The following is a 19,183-nucleotide window of genomic DNA, read 5'->3' as shown; positions in this document are numbered from 1 at the left end:
GCGCGCGGCGTGGCAAGTTGCGCGCCATGAACAAAGTGATCCTGATCGTTCTCGACGGGCTGCGTTACGACGCGGCCCGTACCTGTCTCGGCTACATGGAAGGTCTCGTGGCTGCGGGGCGCGCCGATGTGCGCAAGCTGACCTGCGAGCTGCCGGCCATGTCCCGTCCCCTCTATGAGACGCTGATGACTGGGCGGAGGCCCGTGGACCACGGAGTCGTCAGCAATGGCGTGGTGCGGCGCTCGGTGGGAGACAATCTCTTTGCCCGCATCCGCGCTCAGGGAAAGGTCACGGCTGCGGCTGCCTATCACTGGGTTTCGGAACTCTATGTCTCCTGTCCATTCGACCGTCATCGCGATCGTATCCTGGTCGACGGCGCCGGCGACATCACGCATGGCCTCTTCTACTGGGACGATCACTATCCGGACAGCCATCTCTTTGCCGATGCAGAATGGCTGGTCCGCGCCAAGGCGCCGGACTTTCTGCTGCTCCATCCGATGAATGTCGATGATGCCGGCCACAAGCATGGGGGCGACAGCGTCGGCTACCGAAATGCCGCCCGGCTGCAGGGTGACCTTCTCGCGCGACATCTGCCGGGCTGGCTCGAGGCCGGCTACACGGTGATCGTCACCGCCGATCATGGCATGGGTGACGATGGCAATCATGCGGGGCCGACGCCAGTGGAGATCGAGGTGCCGTTTTACACGGTCGGGCTCCGGCTCGAGCGTGATGCGCCGATCAAGCAAACCGAAATTGCGGGGCTCATCTGCCGGCTGATGGAGATCGATCCCGGCCAGATGCCGGCCTTCCCGGGTACCGTTGTGCCCCTCTGAGACAATCTGTTCCTGATCCGGTCGGGCTGCCTGCCGTAATGGGTAGCATTGACCCTGCAGGAGCTAGCGATGCCCGACTTTTCTGGAATGACCACCCTCAACCCCGGCTACCGTGCACTTGTGCTCGGGTCGAGCGGAGGGATCGGGGGCGCTTTTGTCGCGGCGATCAAGGCTGACCCCGCATGTGGCTCGGTCGTGGAACTGTCGCGCAGCCGCGATGGCTTTGACATTACGGACGAGGCCAGCGTCGGTGCCGCCGCAGCCCGGCTCTCGCAGGCGGAGTTGAAGTTCGATCTGGTGATCTGCGCGACGGGTGCGCTCGTCATCGACGGCAATGGTCCGGAAAAGACGATCAAGGCGATCCAGGCCGATGTGATGGCAGCGCAGTTCGCGCTGAACGCGATCGGACCGGCGCTGGCACTGAAGTATTTCGCACCTCTGCTTTCCAATGAAGGCAAGAGCGTCTTCGCGACGCTGTCGGCGCGGGTCGGCTCGATCGGTGACAACAAGCTCGGCGGCTGGATTTCCTATCGCTCGGCCAAGGCGGCGCTCAACCAGATCACCCGAACCTCGGCCATCGAAATCGCCCGGCTTCGACCGAAGGGCGTGGTCGTCGCGCTGCATCCGGGGTCAGTGGATACCGGTTTTTCGGGTGGCTTTTCCAAGGGTCATGACCGGATCCAGCCGTCCGACAGCGTGGCCATGATGCTCTCCGTGCTGGATCGGCTCGAGCCGGCACAGACGGGTGGCTTCTTCGCCTATGACGGCCAGCCCGTCGAATGGTGACGCCTTCCCGCATTCATCTCGTTCTCGGCGATCAGCTGAGCCACTCGCTGTCTGCTCTTGCCGATGCGGATCCGGAGACGTCGATCATTCTCATGGCGGAGGTCATGAGCGAGGCGACCTATGTGAAGCACCACAAGAAGAAGATCGCCTTTCTCTTCTCCGCCATGCGGCATTTCGCCGAGGAGCTGAGGGTCAAGGGTTTCGAGGTGCGCTATGTGACGCTCGACGACCCTGAGAACTGCCAGAGCCTGAAAGGCGAGCTTGCGCGCGCGCTTGCCGAGAGCGGAGCATCCGCAGTCGTCGCGACGGAATGCGGGGAGTGGCGCCTTTCAGAGGACATGAGAGGCTGGGAAACGTGCCTGGGTGTGCCGGTCGAGATCCGGGAAGATGATCGCTTCCTCTGTTCGACCGAAGACTTCCGGGATTGGCGGAAGGGCCGCAAGCAGCTGCGCATGGAGTATTTCTATCGCGACATGCGCCGGCGTCATCGGGTGCTTCTGGAAGGGGAGGATCCTGTCGGCGGAAAGTGGAACTTCGATGCCGAAAACCGCAAGCCACCGGCCGAGGGGCTGAAAGGGCCGAGGCGGATCAGTCACGCCAAGGATGTGATCACGGCAGCGGTGCTGGCGATGGTCGAAGAGCGTTTTGGCGATCACATGGGCTCGCTCGAAAACTTCCACTTCGCGGTGACTGCGGCCGAGGCGGAGATGGAGCTCCAGCAGTTCATCGACGAGATCCTGCCCGGTTTCGGCGACTATCAGGACGCGATGGTCAAGGGCGAGCCCTATCTCTACCACGCGCTGATCTCGTCCTACATCAATTCCGGCCTGCTCCTGCCCATCGACGTCATCCGCCGGGCGGAGGCGGCGTGGTTCGAGGGGCGTGCGCCACTGAATGCCGTCGAGGGCTTCATCCGGCAGATCCTCGGCTGGCGCGAATATGTGCGCGGCATCTACTGGACCGAAATGCCTGACTATGCCGGGCTCAACCATCTCTCAGCCTCGCGCCCGCTGCCGCAGATGTACTGGACGGCCAAGACCGATATGGCCTGCATGGCCGGCGCCATCGGCGACACGATCGAACATGCCTATTCGCATCACATCCAGCGACTGATGGTAACAGGCAATTTCGCCATGCTCGCCGGGATCGATCCGGCGGAAGTCTGCGAATGGTACCTTGCGGTTTATGCCGATGCCTATGAATGGGTCGAGCTGCCAAACACGCTCGGCATGGCGCTTTACGGCGACGGGGGCATCATGGCCAGCAAGCCCTATGCCGCGAGCGGCAAGTATATCGACCGGATGAGCAATTTCTGCGGAGGCTGCCGCTACGATCCGAAGCTGACGACCGGGTCGAAGGCCTGCCCGTTCAATGCGCTCTACTGGGACTTTCTTGATCGCAACACGAACAAGCTCGCGCGCAATCCCAGGCTCTCCAACATGTATGCGATCTGGCGGCGCATGGATCCCTTCAAGCAGGATGCCATACGCAAGCACGCCGCTCAGGTACTTGAGACACTCGATACGCTGTGAGCAGCCTTGCCGTTCAGATCGCCGGGCTTGGCTCATCTTTCAACAGGCCACTGGTGCGCAGCAGCGACGTGAAGCGTCCGCCGAGCGCGCTCAGTTCGTCGTAATTGCCCATTTCGATGACCTGGCCGTGGTCGAGGAAGACGACAAGATCGGCCTCGCGAATCGTCGAGAGGCGGTGGGCGATGATGAAGGTTGTGCGGTTCTTGCGCAGCCGGTCGATTGCTTCCTTCACGCGAGCCTCGGTTTCGACGTCGAGCGCGCTCGTTGCTTCATCAAGCACAAGGATCGGCGCGTTCTTGAGGATTGCGCGGGCGATCGCTATGCGCTGGCGCTCTCCCCCCGACAGGCGGTTTCCGCGTTCCCCGACATGGGTGTCGTAGCCGATCATGCGGCTTTCGATGAAGTCGGTCGCTGCGGCCGCCTCTGCCGCCTGAATGATTTCTTCCTCGGTTGCGTCTTCGCGTCCCAGGCGGATGTTTTCCTTGATCGAGCGGTTCAACAGACCGGCATCCTGGAAAACGGTCGCAATCGCATGGCGCAGCGACTTGCGTGTCACCTTGGCGATGTCATGTCCGTCGATCAGGATCTGGCCCGCCTGGGGATCGTAGACGCGCTGCAGGAGGTTGATGAGCGTGGTCTTGCCGGCGCCCGTCGGGCCGACAATGGCGACCGTCTGTCCTGCACGGGCCTGGAAGGAAATGTTGCGTACGCCTTGCGTGGTGGAGGCGAAATCGAAGGAGACATCCCGGAACTCCACATCGCCGCGCACCTGCTCGAGGTCTGCCGCGCCGGCGCGTTCTTCGCGTTCCTGAACGGCATCCTCCAGCTTGTAGAAGTCTTCCAGCTTGGAGCGCGCCTCGAAGATCTGGTTGACGAAGGTGATCATCTGATCGAGGCGCCCGATCAGAAGGGTGGCAAAGCCGGTGAAGGCAATGATGTCGCCCACCTTCAATTCGCCCCGCTGGACCAGAAGTGTGCCGATCACGAGGATGACAAGCATCGAGAGCGTCGAGGCGATGCGGTTCAGGGCGCCGGCCAATGCCCACCAGTCGAGCACCGGATACTGGGCCGAGAGCAGCTTGGTCGTATATTCCTTCAGCGCTCGGGTCTCTGCCTCGATGCGGTTGTAGCTGTGCAGGACAGAGACGTTGCTGATCGAGTCGCTCACATGGGAAAAGACCGTGTGATAGTGCCCCTCGACCGAGGCCTGCCCCTCCTTGGTCTTCCCCATAACCGTTCGCCCAATGATGACGTAGAGGATGGCCAGCACCACCAGGACCGTTGTCAGCCGCACGTCCATCGAGAAGGCTGTCGGGAGCAGGAGGGTCAAGGCAACCGCAGTTGCCAGATGGGTCCGCATGAATTCCAGCCAAAGGCCGAACAGCGTCTCGCCTGCGCGCAACAGCGTGTGCAGAGCGTTCGAGGTGCCACGCTGGTGGTGCCAGCTGAGAGGCATGGAAATGATCTTGGCAAAGGATTCCGTCAGAAGATCGGCCCGGCGACCATGCGCCAGACGGTCTGCCTGGCGGGCGACGAGCACATAGGCGACGGTGTTGAACACGCCGAAGCAGCCCCAGGCGATCAGGATGCCAGTGGCATCCTTCTTTTCGGAGATCGCATCGACGATGCGCCCGAAGAGGATCGGCTCCAGGATCGTGATGACGGCAAGAACGATGTTCGCTGCGACGACGAGTGAAACCCGCAATCTGTAGCTTGTAAGGTATTTCAGGGCCTTGAAATATACTTGTAGCAGGGTCAACTGCATTCACCTTTGCGTGGGACCGCGATTTCCGCGTCGATTGCTGGGGCTCGTCAGTTTGGACGGCCCGCTAGGATGCCTAATGCGAGAGCCAGATCTTCGCAAGATCCGGCCCGCTTTCCAGTCTTTTTGGTCTTTGCATAGCGCGCTGTTGATCTGCCGTATCCAGTTTCCAAAAACCCCAATTGACGCTAAAACTTCAAATTGCTTCGAGTTGACGACAAAGACGCGGCTCGTGGCTTTTTAATGATATTTCAGCCGCGTAGTTCGGAGAGATTTTGTGAATATCAATCAATTATTGCATTTCCTGGTGGTCGTCGACGAGTTCCGATCGGCGGCCGAGGTGGTCTCCGAGCTCGAAAAATTGGTCCGCAGCTATGGCTTCCAGTATTACGGGGTCGTGCGCCAGCCGAAACCCGACGAGAACCCGATGAACCTGGTGCTGACGGGGGAGTGGCCCGATGGGTGGCCGCAGCTCTACATCGCCAAGAAATATGTCTTGATCGACCCCACCATCCGGTATCTCGGCCAAGCGCAGGCCGGCTTTCGCTGGCGCGACGCGCTGTACGCCTTCCGGGCTGATCCGCACCGCAAGCGCATGGAGCGCATGCTGAGCGACAGCATGCGTTTCGGTCTCCTGGATGGCTACATCTTCCCGGTCCACGGCCGCACAGGTCTGCTCGGCAACATGACCGTCGGCGGACGCCCTGTCGATCTGTCGCCCACCGAGATTGCCCTGTTCGATGCGGTGGCGAAGAAGGCCTATTGGCGGCTCGTCGAATTCAAGTTCGCGAATGAGATGGATGCGGTCAAACCGATGGATACGCGGATGACCCGGCGGGAAATGGAAGTGCTGAACTATCTGGCGGATGGTCTGACCTCCAATGAGATCAGCAAGATCCTGAAGATTTCCAATCATACCGTCGACTGGTACATGAATGGCATTCAGGACAAGCTGAATGCGAAGAACAGGCAGCATGTTGTGGCACTGTCCTTCCGACTCGGGCTGGTAACCTGAGCTCTGGGCCCGCGGAATCTTCACGGCGGTTGACCAAGGCAAATTGAACTTCCTAAAACAACGCGCTATGACTTTTCTTCGCAGGTGCACAATGCCCTGGCATATCGTTTTGGGGAGACCGAATTGCCAATATCCAAGATCCTTGTCGCCAACCGTTCGGAAATCGCGATCCGCGTCTTTCGCGCCGCCAATGAGCTCGGTCTGAAAACGGTCGCCATCTGGGCCGAGGAAGACAAACTCGCGCTGCACCGCTTCAAAGCGGATGAAAGTTACCAGGTTGGTCGAGGCCCGCACCTGGCGAGGGATCTCGGACCGATCGAAAGCTACCTCTCGATCGAGGAAATCATTCGGGTCGCCAAGCTTTCCGGCGCGGATGCCATCCACCCCGGCTATGGTCTCCTGTCGGAAAGTCCCGAATTCGTAGACGCCTGCAACGATGCAGGCCTCATCTTCATCGGTCCCAAGAGCGATACGATGCGGCAGCTCGGCAACAAGGTCGCCGCGCGCAATCTCGCGATCAGCGTCGGTGTGCCCGTCGTGCCCGCGACCAATCCGCTGCCGGACGACGAGGCCGAGATCCATCGCCTCGCCGCGGAGGTCGGCTACCCGGTCATGCTCAAGGCCTCCTGGGGTGGTGGCGGGCGTGGCATGCGCGCCATTCGCGACCCAAAGGACTTGCTGCGTGAAGTGACCGAGGGCAAACGCGAGGCCATGGCAGCGTTTGGCAAGGACGAGGTCTATCTCGAAAAGCTCGTGGAGCGTGCCCGCCACGTCGAGAGCCAGATCCTCGGCGACACCCATGGCAATGTCGTGCATCTCTTCGAGCGCGACTGCTCGATCCAGCGCCGCAACCAGAAGGTCGTCGAGCGTGCGCCGGCACCCTATCTCAACGAAGCGCAGCGCCAGGAGCTCGCCGACTATTCGCTGAAGATCGCCAAGGCCACCAATTACATCGGTGCCGGCACCGTCGAGTACCTGATGGATGCCGATACCGGCAAATTCTACTTCATCGAAGTCAATCCGCGCATCCAGGTCGAACATACCGTCACGGAAGTCGTGACTGGCATCGACATCGTGAAGGCGCAGATTCACATCCTCGACGGTCATGCGATCGGTACGCCCGGATCGGGCGTTCCCGATCAGGCGGATATCCGGCTCAACGGCCATGCCCTGCAATGCCGCATCACGACGGAAGACCCTGAGCAGAACTTCATTCCGGATTATGGCCGGATCACCGCCTATCGTTCGGCCGCCGGCTTCGGTATCCGTCTCGATGGTGGCACGGCCTATTCAGGTGCGATCATCACCCGCTATTACGACCCGCTTCTGGTCAAGGTGACGGCGTCGGGCAGTACGGCGCAGGAGGCGATCAGCCGCATGGACCGCGCGCTGCGCGAATTCCGTATTCGCGGGGTCGCAACCAATCTCACCTTCCTGGAAGCAATCATCGGCCATCCGAGCTTCCGCGACAATTCCTACACGACCCGCTTCATCGACACGACACCGGAGCTTTTCCAGCAGGTGAAGCGTCAGGACCGAGCGACGAAGCTCTTGACCTATCTCGCTGATGTGACGGTCAACGGCCATCCGGAAGTGAAGGGGCGGCCCAAGCCGCCGGCGGATGCTGCCGAACCGGTCGTTCCCTATATCGACGCAGACATCAAGCCGGGCACGAAACAGCTGCTCGACGAGCTGGGCCCGAAGAAATTCGGCGACTGGATGCGGAACGAGAAGCGCATCCTGATGACCGACACGACCATGCGCGATGGTCACCAGTCACTGCTCGCCACACGTGTTCGCACGCATGACATTGCCAGGATTGCCGACACCTATGCGCGGGCGCTGCCGAACCTCCTGTCGCTCGAATGCTGGGGTGGTGCCACCTTCGACGTTTCCATGCGCTTCCTGACGGAAGACCCGTGGGAACGTCTGGCGCTGGTTCGTGAGGGGGCACCGAACCTGCTCTTGCAGATGCTGCTGCGCGGTGCCAACGGCGTCGGCTACAAGAATTACCCCGACAATGTGGTGAAGTATTTCGTTCGTCAGGCCGCCAGGGGCGGCATCGACCTCTTCCGCGTGTTCGACTGCCTGAACTGGGTCGACAACATGCGCGTGTCGATGGATGCGGTCATCGAAGAGAACAAGCTCTGCGAAGCGACCATCTGCTACACAGGCGACCTGCTGAACTCTGCCCGTCCGAAGTATGATCTGAAATACTACACGGCGCTCGCTGCTGACCTGGAAAAGGCCGGTGCGCATATCATCGCGGTCAAGGACATGGCGGGCCTTCTGAAACCAGCTGCGGCCAAGGTGCTGTTCAAGGCGCTGCGCGAAGCGACGAGCCTGCCAATTCACTTCCACACGCATGACACATCCGGCATTGCCGCTGCGACCGTGCTTGCCGCCGTGGAAGCCGGGGTCGATGCGGTGGATGCTGCCATGGATGCCTTCTCCGGCAACACGTCGCAGCCGTGCCTCGGCTCGATCGTCGAGGCGCTGCGTGGTTCCGAACGCGATCCGGGTCTCGATCCGCATTGGATCCGCCGTCTGTCCTTCTATTGGGAGGCCGTGCGCACCCAGTATGCTGCCTTCGAAAGCGATCTGAAGGGGCCGGCCTCGGAGGTCTACCTGCATGAAATGCCAGGCGGGCAGTTCACCAACCTCAAGGAGCAGGCTCGCTCGCTCGGTCTCGAGACACGCTGGCACGAAGTCGCTCAGGCCTATGCAGATGCCAACCAGATGTTCGGCGATATCGTCAAGGTAACGCCGTCCTCCAAGGTCGTCGGCGATATGGCCCTGATGATGGTGAGCCAGGATCTCTCTGTCTCCGACGTCGAGGATCCGGCCAAGGACATTGCCTTCCCGGACTCGGTCGTCTCGATGCTCAAGGGTGATCTTGGCCAGCCTCCGGGTGGTTGGCCGGAGGCTTTGCAGAAGAAGGTGCTGAAGGGCGAGCAGCCGTATACGGCTGTGCCCGGCTCGCTGCTGCCGCCGGCGGATCTCGACGCCGAACGCAAGGTGATCGAGGAAAAGCTGGGTCGGGACGTGACGGATTTCGAATTCGCTTCGTATCTGATGTATCCGAAGGTCTTCACAGATTACGCATTGGCAGCCGACACATACGGCCCGGTCTCTGTCATTCCGACGCCGGAATATTTCTATGGCATGCCCGCCGGCCAGGAACTGTTCCTCGATCTCGAGAAGGGCAAGACGCTGGTCATCGTCAATCAGGCGCTCGGCCGCACCGATGAAAAGGGCATGGTCACCGTGTTCTTTGAACTGAATGGCCAGCCGCGCCGCATCAAGGTTCCGGATCGTGCTCATGGTGCTTCCGGCAGCGCTGTCCGCCGCAAGGCCGAGACCGGCAATGCGGCTCATCTCGGTGCGCCCATGCCAGGCGTCATCTCGACGGTTGCTGTTTCAGCCGGCCAGGTGGTCAAGTCGGGTGACGTGCTGCTCTCCATTGAAGCAATGAAGATGGAGACGGCACTGCATGCCGATCGCGACGGCACAATTTCGGAGGTCCTCGTCCATATCGGCGACCAGATCGATGCCAAGGATCTGTTGATTGTCTACTCGGCCTGACGGCCGACCCGCCATCGGACAAGAAAAAGGCCCCGCCATCGCTGGCGGGGCCTTTTTCGTTTTGGTTATTCGGCTGCCTTGACCTTCGGCTTTCGCGCGGGCTTCCTGGCCGGTGGCGGAGCGGACGGTCCGGGTGTGTCCTGGGTAGCCCCCTGGGGCTTGCCGTCGAGCGTCACGTCATAGCCAGTTGCGTTTCGCTTGACATCGACATCGATCGTGCGGCCATCGATCTCGACCTTTGCCCTGAAGCCCTGCCAATGCTCGGGCAGGCTGGGGCTGACCATGATGTCATTGCCCTTGCGGCGAATGCCAAGGAAGCCTTCCACGGCAAAGCGGTAAAGCCAGCCGGCAGAGCCCGTGTACCAGGTCCAGCCACCGCGGCCCGCATAGCCTTCGCCGCCGTAGATATCGGCTGCGACTACATAGGGTTCGACGCGGTAACGCTCGGCTTCCTCCGCCGTGCGGGCGTGGTTGACCGGGTTGAGCATTTCGAAGATGCGCCAGGCGTCAGCAAGACGGCCGGCCCTGACCAGCGATAGCCCCAGCCAGATCGCGGCGTGGGTATATTGACCACCGTTCTCGCGCACACCGAGAGGATAGGCGCCTATATAGCCCGGATCGATCAACGGTTTGTCGAAGGCCGGGATGAAAAGACGGACGATCCCGCTTTCCGTGTCCACGAGCCTGGAGACGGCTGCATCCAATGCCATGCCCGTATGGGTGGGGTCACCGACGCCCGATAGGACGCTCCAGGACTGCGCGATGGAATCGATCTGGCACTGTAGCGACTCGTTCGACCCGAGCGGCGAGCCATCGTCGAAATAGCCGCGACGATAGTGATCGCCGTCCCAGCCCGCCGTTTCAAGTGCTGCCTTGAGATTGACGACGTGGGCACTCCAGCGAAGGCTGCGATCGCGGTCGCCCCGTTTCTCGGCGTAGACATTGAAGCGTTCGAGCGTGGCGGCGAGCAGCCAGCCGAGCCAGACACTTTCGCCGCGGCCATCGATGCCGACACGGTTCATGCCGTCGTTCCAGTCACCACCGAGGATCAGTGGCAGGCCGTGCTCGCCGGTCCTGCTGACGGCAAGATCGAGCGCGCGGGCGGCATGTTCGTACAGATCAGCGGTCTCGGCTGCTGTGCTGGGCAGGAAGAAGCTGTCGTGCTGGCCCTCCGTCAGCTCTGGCCCGTCCAGGAACGGGATCTGTTCCGCGAGAATCTGATCGTCGGCCGTGGCGGTCACATACTGATCGACAGCATAGGCGAGCCAGACGACGTCGTCGGAAATCAGGGTGCGTACGCCGGCGCCCGTCTGTGGCAACCACCAGTGCTGAACATCGCCTTCGACGAACTGACGCGCTGCGGCCGTCAGGATCTGGCGACGGGCCAGTTGCGGCTCGACCGTGAGGAAGGCCAGCGTGTCCTGCAACTGATCGCGGAAGCCATAGGCTCCGCTCGCCTGGTAGAAACCGGCACGGGCAAAGATCCGGCAGGCGAGTGCCTGATAGGGAAGCCAGCGATTGACGAGGTTGTCGAAAGCCTTGTCGCCGGTTTCCACCGAGAGCTTGCCGGTAAAGCCGGTCCAGAAGTCGCGATTTGTCTTCAGGATCGTCTCGAAGCCCGCTGCGCGAACCGATTTCACCAGATCAGTCGCAGCTTCTGCCGTGTCGGTTTCTCCGAGCAGGAAGGTCATGTCGCGGGACTGACCGGGAGCAAGTTCTATGTCGAAGGCGATCGCCGCGCAGGGATCGCTCTCGCTTTCGATCGAACCCGCCAGGGTAGAAGCTCGGGCGACGGCCTGTGGCAGCTTGATCGTGCCGTTGCGACCGATGAATTCGCGGCGGCTCGTCGTATAGCCTTCCGGCTGTTCCGGGCCTGCCAGAAAGGCGAAACGGCCGGAGTAGTTGATGTCATAGGGGTTGGACGCGAGAAGAGTGCCGGTCTGCTCGTCGAAGGTCGAAAGAACAAAGGGGGCCGTGCGGGCCGGGTTGTTGCCCAGCACCCATTCCGCGTAGCCATAGACACGGAACTTTCGGGCTGTTCCGCTGGTATTCTTCAAACGGATCTTCGAGAGCTTGACCGGGCGGTCGCGATCCACCGTTTGTGTCAGTTCGATCTCCAGGTCACCGTGGCGGCTGGTGAAGGTCGAGTAGCCGAGGCCGTGACGCGCCTCGAACCTTGCTGCCGGATCGAGATTGAGCGCGCTCACAGTCGCATAGGCACGACCGCTGACGAGGTCCGATACGTAGAATGCTTCGCCTGGTCGGTTTATGACGGGATCATTGGTCCAGGGGGTGATCTGGTAGTCGCGGGAGTTCTGACTCCAGGTGAAGCCTGCGCCTTCCGCCGAGACGTGGAATCCGAAGCTCTCGTTGGCGATCACGTTGATCCACGGATGCGGGGTCGTGGCCGTGCCATCCAGACGTACCACGTATTCCGCGCCGTCCTTCGAGAAGCCTCCGATTCCATTCCAGAAGTCGAGGTCGGAGCCGTCCACATTGCCCGGTGTCTCGGCTGGCGCTGACTGCGCCGGCGGCAGGCCGGCCCATTCGACCTCGCCATCGATGGTGCGAGGTGTGGCGAAAAGCGAGACGGCGCGGTTCACCTGATCGACGATCTTGCCGTTGCGGGTGTGCAGAACGACGCGGGCTGCCGCAAGCACGGCGAGCGTCGCGCCCTCGTCCTGGAGATCGTCTCGGATGGTGAAGACATGCTGGCGGCCGCCCGGCAAACGATGGCGCAGGTTGTCTGCCATCTGGTCGAGCGCATGCTGCATGTCCTGGGCATAGGATGTCGCGCGTTCATTGATGATCGCGAGATCGGCGACGACGCCGCGGCGGCGGAGATACTCCAGGGCACTCATCGCTTCACGCGCAATGTCCATGTCCATGTCGTCGTTGATGCGCAGCGCGAAGATCGGATAGTCGCCAGAGATCGCCATGGGCCATAGGGCGGATTGCGACCGGAGACCCTTGCGGACCGTTTCAGGGTCTGCCCGCAGGTGGTTGTCCGGATAGACGAGATAGCGGCCGAGATGCTGGAAGGCGGCGGCCTGTTGCGAGGTGATGCCAATGTGGCGGAGCTCCACCTGGGCGCGGGTCCAGGCATGGATCAGCTCATGGCTGAAGGCGTCGGGATGACGGTAGCGTTCGATCGCCTGGTCGATTTCCTCGCGGTTCGGTGCGGCCATGGTCCAGAAGATGACCTGAACCTTCTTGCCGGCCGGCACGCGCACGACGCGGCGCAGGCTGAGGATCGGGTCAAGCGTGAAGCCCTCCGTTCCAGACAGGTTTGCGCCCGGATCGAAGGCTGCGGCTTCGCCGAGTGTCCGGCCGCGGCCGAGGAACTTGCGGCGATCGGTCTCGAACTCCGTCGGGCGGCCCTGGCCTGCGCTGTCGACCACGAGATGGGCGACGCAGATATCGGGATCCGACGGGCTGCGCTTGTTGCGCTCCGCGCGAATGACGTCCCGGCGGCGACCGAATTCGGTCTTCACGAACATGCGCGAGAAGAGCGGATGGGCGTTGTCGCTGTCCTCGAAGGCGAGAACTGGTTCGGTGTAGGAGGTGACTTCGATATAGCGGTCTTCGGTCCCGGTGTTCAGGATCGTCAATCGGCGGCCTTCGGCATCATGCTCGGTGCCAACGATGCATTCCACTGACGTCGAGATGTCGCCGACGGTCTTGAAGAACTCGGCCTTGTCGTCACCGAAGATGACCTTGGTCTCTTCTTCCGCGGCGCGCCGGGGTGCGGCTGTCGTCGACCACCACTGGTTCGAGCTCATGTCCCGAAGGAAGATGAATGTGCCCCAGCGATCTTCCGTCGTGTCGGGTTTCCAACGGGTGACCGATTGGCCGTTCCAGCGGGAGAAGCCCGAGCCGGTCGCCGTCAGCATCACCGAGTAGTGGCCGTTCGACAGGAAGACGACTTCCCGATCCTTCGTGATCGGATCTTCAACGGTCCGAATTTCGGCGCGCAGAAGATCGGCCTGGCCCTTGCCCGGCGTCTGCGGTTCGTATTTCGCGCTCATCACGGGGATTTCGCGCGGGGTCTTTTCCTGCAGGAGCAGTTCGGCCGCTTCGATCACCGGATCGGCATGGAAGAGCGCGCGCAGGCGACCGTTGAAGGCGACGTTGGCAATTGCCGCGATCGACATGCCATGGTGGTGGGCGTAATAATTGTAGACCACCGCGCATTTCTTGCCGTCGGGCAGGCGCGTCGGCGTGAAGTCGACGGCGTCGTGGAAACCATATGCTCCCAGCGCGCCGAGCTTACGCAGGCGCTTCAGGTTTTCGAGCGCGGCTTCCGGGTAATACTGGCTCGCCAGGATGGAGGCATAGGGCGCAATGACGGCATTCTGGCCGAGGCCACGCTTCAGGCCGAGCGTCGGCACACCGAAGTTGGTGTACTGATAGTTCATTTCGTGGTCGCGGGCATTGAAGGCCGCTTCCGAAATGCCCCAGGGAATGTTCAGCCGACGACCATGGTTCATCTGCTCGATGACGATCAGATTGTTGGTCTGGTTGAGAATGCCACCCTGGCGCTCCTGCATGACGAGCGGGGGCATCAGGTATTCGAACATCGAACCTGACCAGGAGATCAGCGCGGCGCGGGCTCCGATCGGCACGACCTGGCGGCCGAGGCGATACCAGTGTTCCGTCGGCAGGTCGCCCTTTGCGATGGCAAACAGGCTGGTCAGGCGGCACTCCGAGGCGAGCAGATCGTAGCAGGCCTCGTCCAGTTCGCGAGCGTCGACACGGTAGCCGATCGACAACAGGCGTCGCTCCGGGCGGAAGAGGAAGGTGAAGTCCATCGAGAAGGCGATGCTGCGTGCGCGCTCGGACAGCTGGCTCAAGCGCTGGCGCAGCGGATCGATGTTCGACAGGTCGAAGGCCGTGTCGGAGATATGGGCTTCGCAGACCGAGACGAGTGATTCCGTCCAGCGAACGACTTCGGCGCTCTGCTCCGAGCGCACTTCATGATGCAGGTTGGCTGCCAGTTTCTGGACGTCGCGCGCCAGAACCGCCAGATTGATGATGCGGATCGAGGCGAATTCATGCTCGCGCTTGACGGCGACCAGCGCGGTGTTGAAGCCGATGATGCGCTCTTCCAGGCGACGACGCAGGGGGCGTACCGTCTTGCGGTCATCGGGAAGCTGGCCAAGTATTTCCAGAAGGATGCCGCCGACATCGCCTATTCCGTCGAGATTGCCCTGGAGATGCGCTGACGGCGCCTCCGCCCATTCTCGGCAGGCAGAGGAAATCGCAATCAGGTGACCGGCAAGGTTGCCGCTGTCGACTGCCGAAACGTAGCGGGGGCCGAGAGTGTTCAGGGTGTCGGTATAATACCAGTTGTAGAGGTGGCCGCGATACTTCTCCATCCGTTCAACGGTGGAGATCGTCTGCTCCATCCGCTCGATGGTCTGCTCGAAGCTCAGCCAGCCGAAATGGCGGGCGGATACGACCGAGAGAAGGTAGACGCCGATATTCGTCGGCGAGGTCCGGTGCGCGATGATCGGCTCGGGCGTTTCCTGGAAATTGTCTGGTGGCAGGTAGTTGTCGCCGGCCGTGGTGAAGGTCTCGTAATAACGCCAGGTGCGGCGCGCGATCTTGCGCAGTTCGTAGGAGACGTTTTCCGGGACTTCCAGACTGTCTTCCGTCTCGGCCGACTGGCTGACATACCAGGCGAGCAGCGGGGAGAGAACCCAGAGGAAGGCGAAGGGAAGGCCGATCAGATAACCGTAGCCACCGGGCAGGGCGGCCACGCCGACCGACAGGATGGCCAGGATCGGAGCATGGCGCATGTTGTGATAGTAGGACGCGATCGTGCCCTGGGCCGCCGACTGCACGCTTGCGGCCGTGCGCCATTCGAGAAGCAGCTTGCGGCTCACCAGCATGCGGTAGAGCGAGCGAACGATGGCATCGGCCATCATGCAGGCATTGTCGGCGATGAACACGATGCGCAGCGCCACCTGGGCATTGATCGAACGGACTTCCGACCAGAGCGTCTGGAAATGGGCGGCCGGGACGATGTCGGTCTGACGCGGCACGATGCCGGAGAGGAGCGAGATCGTCGGGGCGACAAAAAGACTGAAAATCAGCAGCAACTGCCAGATGGTTGCGCCGACGGGTTCCATCGTGGCCCAGCCGAGAACCGAGGCGGCGTACCATGCGATCGGGGTCAGCGAGCGGCGCAGGTTGTCGACCATTTTCCAGCGGCCGAGGCTGGTGATGCCGCGGCTCGTATCGCCGATATAGGGAATGAGCTGCCAATCGCCGCGGGCCCAGCGATGCTGGCGCGAGATTTCCACCTCGTAGCGTGTCGGAAAGTCCTCGACGAGCTCGACATCGGTGACGAGGGCGCAACGGGCGAATGAGCCTTCCAGCAAATCGTGGCTGAGGACGCTGTTCTCGTCGATCCTGCCCTTGATCGCGGTCTCGAAGGCATCGACGTCGTAAAGCCCCTTGCCGGTGAAGGTGCCCTCGCCGGTGATGTCCTGATAGACGTCGGATACGGTGAAGACGTAGGGATCCAAGCCGCGGTTCATCGAGAAGATGCGCTGGAAAACCGAAGCATCCTTGCCAGTTGTCAGCGACGGCGTGACGCGGGGCTGCAGCACGCCGTAGCCGCTGATCACGCGACCCGTTGCCTCGTCATGCACAGGACGGTTGATCGGGTGGTGCATCTTTCCGACGAGCTTGGTGACGGCATCGCGCATCAGGCGCGTGTCGGCGTCGAGCGTCATAACGTACCGGATGTTTTCCGGCACGGTGTTCGCGCCCGGCAGATAGGAGGTGTCGCGGTCGCCACGCAGCAGCAGGTTCAACTCATGCAGCTTGCCACGCTTGCGCTCCCAGCCCATCCAGCAGCCTTCTGCTTCGTTGTAGAGGCGGCGGCGATGCATGAGATAGAAACGTGTCTTGCCAGCGAAGTCGTAGCGTCCGTTGAGATGGGCTACCTCGCGCTTGGCGTATTCGAGGACTTCCAGGTCGGCTGAGGATTCCTCTGTGTCGCTGTCCTTCCAGTCGCTGAGCAGGGCGAAGTAGATCTCGCCGTGTGGATTGGTCAGATAGTGAACTTCCAGATTGCGGACGAGTTCATCGACATCGTCGCGTTTGGTGATCATGCAGGGCACGACGACAAGGGTGCGCGCCTCTTGCGGGATGCCTTCCTTGAACTCGTAGCCGGTCAGGCGGAACGGTTTGACGAAGTACGTCACAAGCGTATTGAAGAGGCCAGTCGCCCCTTCCGATACAGGCAGGGAAACCAGGATCAGCAGGATCAGGACCAGCGAGGTCGGCAGACCTGCCTGGTCGAGGAAATAGCCGATGACAGCGAGCGCCGTGATCGTCAGCGCGACCACGGGTATGGCGATCGAGAACCAGTTCAGCCGCTTGATGAAGTCGGTTACGATGCGGGACAGGGGCTGGCTATAGCCAATGGCGTTTTCGAGCTCTGTACGGCGGCTGCCGACAAGATAGCTTCCAACGTCAAGCCGGCCGTCCGGGCCGGCTGCCTGCGTTGCCACATCGATCGCCGTCTGGGCGATCTCGATCTCGGACAGGTCGCACCGGCGCGCCAGCCTTTCGATCGTGTTTCGGTAGGTGTTGCGCGAGCCGAAGTCGAGCTGGCGGTAATCGGTATGCTGCCCAAGGACCCGGTCGACATGGCTGACATCCTCAACCCAGACCGACCACTCCTTGTCGTCGATCTCGCGCAGGCCACGAACAATGTTGCCCATGGTCACATTGCCGGAGGAAAGGCGGTTGTGCTCTGCGTCCATCGCCTCTTCGGCGGTCCGGCCGGCGGCCTCCAGGCGGCTTTCCAGCCATTCCACCGCGAAACTCGTGTTCTGCGAACCATTGCGCAGGCGATAGAGGAACTGGGTCGCAAACGTGTTGTCGTCGGCAAGCTGTTCGATCTGTCTGAGATAGGTCGCGGCTGCGACGGGATCGTTCAGACGGATGATCTCGTCGGCCACTTCGTTTGCGCGGCGGCGCATCCGTCGCGAGCGATCGACGCGGGTTGCAATGCGGCGAAGGTTTTCGACCAGCACGAAGCGCACGATGGACGGCAGAGCCCAGAGCTCACCGATCTCCAGCGTCTGATGTTCCTGGTATCCCTCGACCAGTGCCGTCATGCTTTCCTGGCTGACGGTGGAATGGGTATGGGCAACGTAGAGCCAGGCGAGTGCCATGGTCCGCGGAATTTCGCGCTGACCAACCTTCATCGTCGGTAGCTGGCGATAGAACTTCTTCGGGAAGTCGCGGCGAACTTCCTGGATTGCTTCCTCGATGATGTAGTGATTGTCCAGCAGCCATTCGGCGGCGGGCGTGATCGTGGCGCCGGCCTCGACGTCCGCAGCCGTTGCGCGGTAGACGCGCAGGATCTCGCGCTCGTTTTCCTTGTGACGGGCGGCGAAGTCGAAATCCATCAGGCCGGGCAATTCGGCTGCACCGTTCAGCGCGAGCGACGCGGCGCTCTCCCGCAACTCCTCGATCGTGAAATAGGCAGAGCGAATGGAATCGTTGTGGTCGATCTGCTTGGTTTCGAGGTCACGCGATGGGACATGCAGCGTCATGAAGAGTAAGTTCTCGGTTCGGTGGTTAAGTTGAAGGCCGCCGGGTTCGAACCGTCCGGACGTCGGCATGGCGCCTCATTGCACACAATCGGGCCGTTGACCAACAATCGAGGCAGAAAAAGGCCGTAATACGACGGGTTACCGGTTGCGATGGAACCTCTGTAGGCGACTTTGGCTTCTTGTCAGGTGAATTGGCATTTTTATGCCTTATTTCAAGCCTCTGGCCAAGGGGGGTGCGGGCCTGCACGCTGGCAGCGACGCCGCTTTCGCTCCGTCGGCCGCGACCGATCTGCCGCTGACGTCGGCGGACCTCAAATCAAGGCCTAAGCCAGGGCTCTCTCTCTCAGCCGCCACCGCATGACGGTTCGAGCGTCCCGTCTCGAAGCGACAGGCCGCCGAGCAAGGCTTCGACAGCGTCGAGCGCGATGTCTGAAAGGCGCCTTTCGTCGAAAAGATCGCTGGCCAGCGAATTTTCCAGCCACAAGCCGTCGATCAGCCCGTTGATGGCGACTGCGAGGTGTCGTCCTTCGGAGAAAGCTGGCTTGTGCTGGCAAGCGGTCAAGAGAGCATCCACCAATCCCTGGAGGATCCCGATGAAGATGAGGTAGTTCTCCCGATGAATACGGGCGAGTTCTTCGTCTGACCGGACCCGACCGACGAAGGCCGCCCAGAGGGACAGCGCCTTGGGATCAGCGATCGGTGGACTGACATTTGCAACGATGAAGTCGTGGAGGCGTCGCCGAGGGTCATCGCCGGCCTCTGCCATGGCATCCACCGCAGTCCCGGTCATGCCGGCCAGCATTTCCCTATAGGCCGTCTGAATCATCTCATCCTTGCCGGAGAAGTAATGTCGGATGAGGCCTCCGGTTACGCCGGCACGGGCCGCAATGTCGCGCACGGTCGCACCTTCCAGCCCGTGCTCGGATACGCTGTCCAGGGTCGCTGCGATCAGGTCTTTTCGACGCTCGGCCTCACCGGCACGCTGGAACGTGCGTCGTGTCATGCAGGTAACTCCGGCTCGGGATGGTGCGCGGCTTCCGGGCCGCGTCTCACTTTTTTACACGGTTGAACAGCTCGTCGGCAAGTGCCAC

Annotated in this window: 8 protein-coding genes; 5 read left to right on the top strand and 3 right to left on the bottom strand. The window is 61.6% G+C overall.

Translation table 11 applies throughout. From position 1 onward, the window contains the following. Window positions 1–26: 26 nt before the first annotated feature. The 3 genes from LJE98_RS10525 to LJE98_RS10515 all read left to right on the top strand — a co-directional run bounded on the left by LJE98_RS10525 (window position 27) and on the right by LJE98_RS10515 (window position 3,151). A complete protein-coding gene (locus LJE98_RS10525) occupies window positions 27–833 on the top strand; it encodes an alkaline phosphatase family protein (protein WP_229575169.1) in 807 nt (268 codons plus the stop codon). A gap of 69 nt (window positions 834–902) precedes the next feature. Beyond that, window positions 903–1,619 carry an SDR family oxidoreductase gene (locus LJE98_RS10520; protein WP_229575168.1) on the top strand — a complete coding sequence of 239 codons (717 nt, stop codon included), beginning with the start codon at window positions 903–905 and terminating at the stop codon, window positions 1,617–1,619. After that, window positions 1,613–3,151, top strand: a complete 1,539-nt coding sequence (locus tag LJE98_RS10515; protein WP_229575167.1) for a cryptochrome/photolyase family protein — start codon at window positions 1,613–1,615, stop codon at window positions 3,149–3,151. Before LJE98_RS10520 ends, LJE98_RS10515 begins: the two co-directional genes overlap by 7 nt. Before the next feature lie 13 nt (window positions 3,152–3,164). Here LJE98_RS10515 and LJE98_RS10510 read toward each other — a convergent pair whose 3' ends face one another. Beyond that, on the bottom strand, window positions 3,165–4,916 hold the full coding sequence (locus LJE98_RS10510) for a glucan ABC transporter ATP-binding protein/ permease (RefSeq protein WP_420710135.1): 1,752 nt from the start codon (window positions 4,914–4,916) through the stop codon (window positions 3,165–3,167). A 274-nt stretch (window positions 4,917–5,190) separates the two neighbouring features. Between LJE98_RS10510 and LJE98_RS10505 the strand changes: the two genes are divergently transcribed. Beyond that, entirely contained in the window at window positions 5,191–5,928 is a 738-nt protein-coding gene (locus LJE98_RS10505) for a LuxR family transcriptional regulator (RefSeq protein WP_229575165.1), read from the top strand. A gap of 123 nt (window positions 5,929–6,051) precedes the next feature. Next, window positions 6,052–9,513 (top strand): pyruvate carboxylase, encoded by a 3,462-nt coding sequence (pyc, locus tag LJE98_RS10500; RefSeq protein ID WP_229575164.1) that lies wholly within the window; start codon window positions 6,052–6,054, stop codon window positions 9,511–9,513. Window positions 9,514–9,578: 65 nt separating this feature from the next. On the opposite strand, the gene LJE98_RS10495 is transcribed toward pyc, so the two are convergent. Together LJE98_RS10495 and LJE98_RS10490 are read right to left on the bottom strand one after the other, a co-directional pair. Next, window positions 9,579–18,092, bottom strand: a complete 8,514-nt coding sequence (locus LJE98_RS10495) for a GH36-type glycosyl hydrolase domain-containing protein (RefSeq protein WP_229575163.1) — start codon at window positions 18,090–18,092, stop codon at window positions 9,579–9,581. A 343-nt stretch (window positions 18,093–18,435) separates the two neighbouring features. Next, window positions 18,436–19,095, bottom strand: a complete 660-nt coding sequence (locus tag LJE98_RS10490; protein WP_229575162.1) for a TetR family transcriptional regulator C-terminal domain-containing protein — start codon at window positions 19,093–19,095, stop codon at window positions 18,436–18,438. Window positions 19,096–19,183: the final 88 nt, after the last annotated feature.

This window comes from Rhizobium sp. 'Codium 1' (genome assembly GCF_020889605.1).
Lineage (GTDB): Bacteria > Pseudomonadota > Alphaproteobacteria > Rhizobiales > Rhizobiaceae > Allorhizobium > Allorhizobium algae.
The sequence above is the reverse complement of the archived record's forward strand: the minus strand, read 5'-3'. Positions and strand labels throughout refer to the sequence as shown.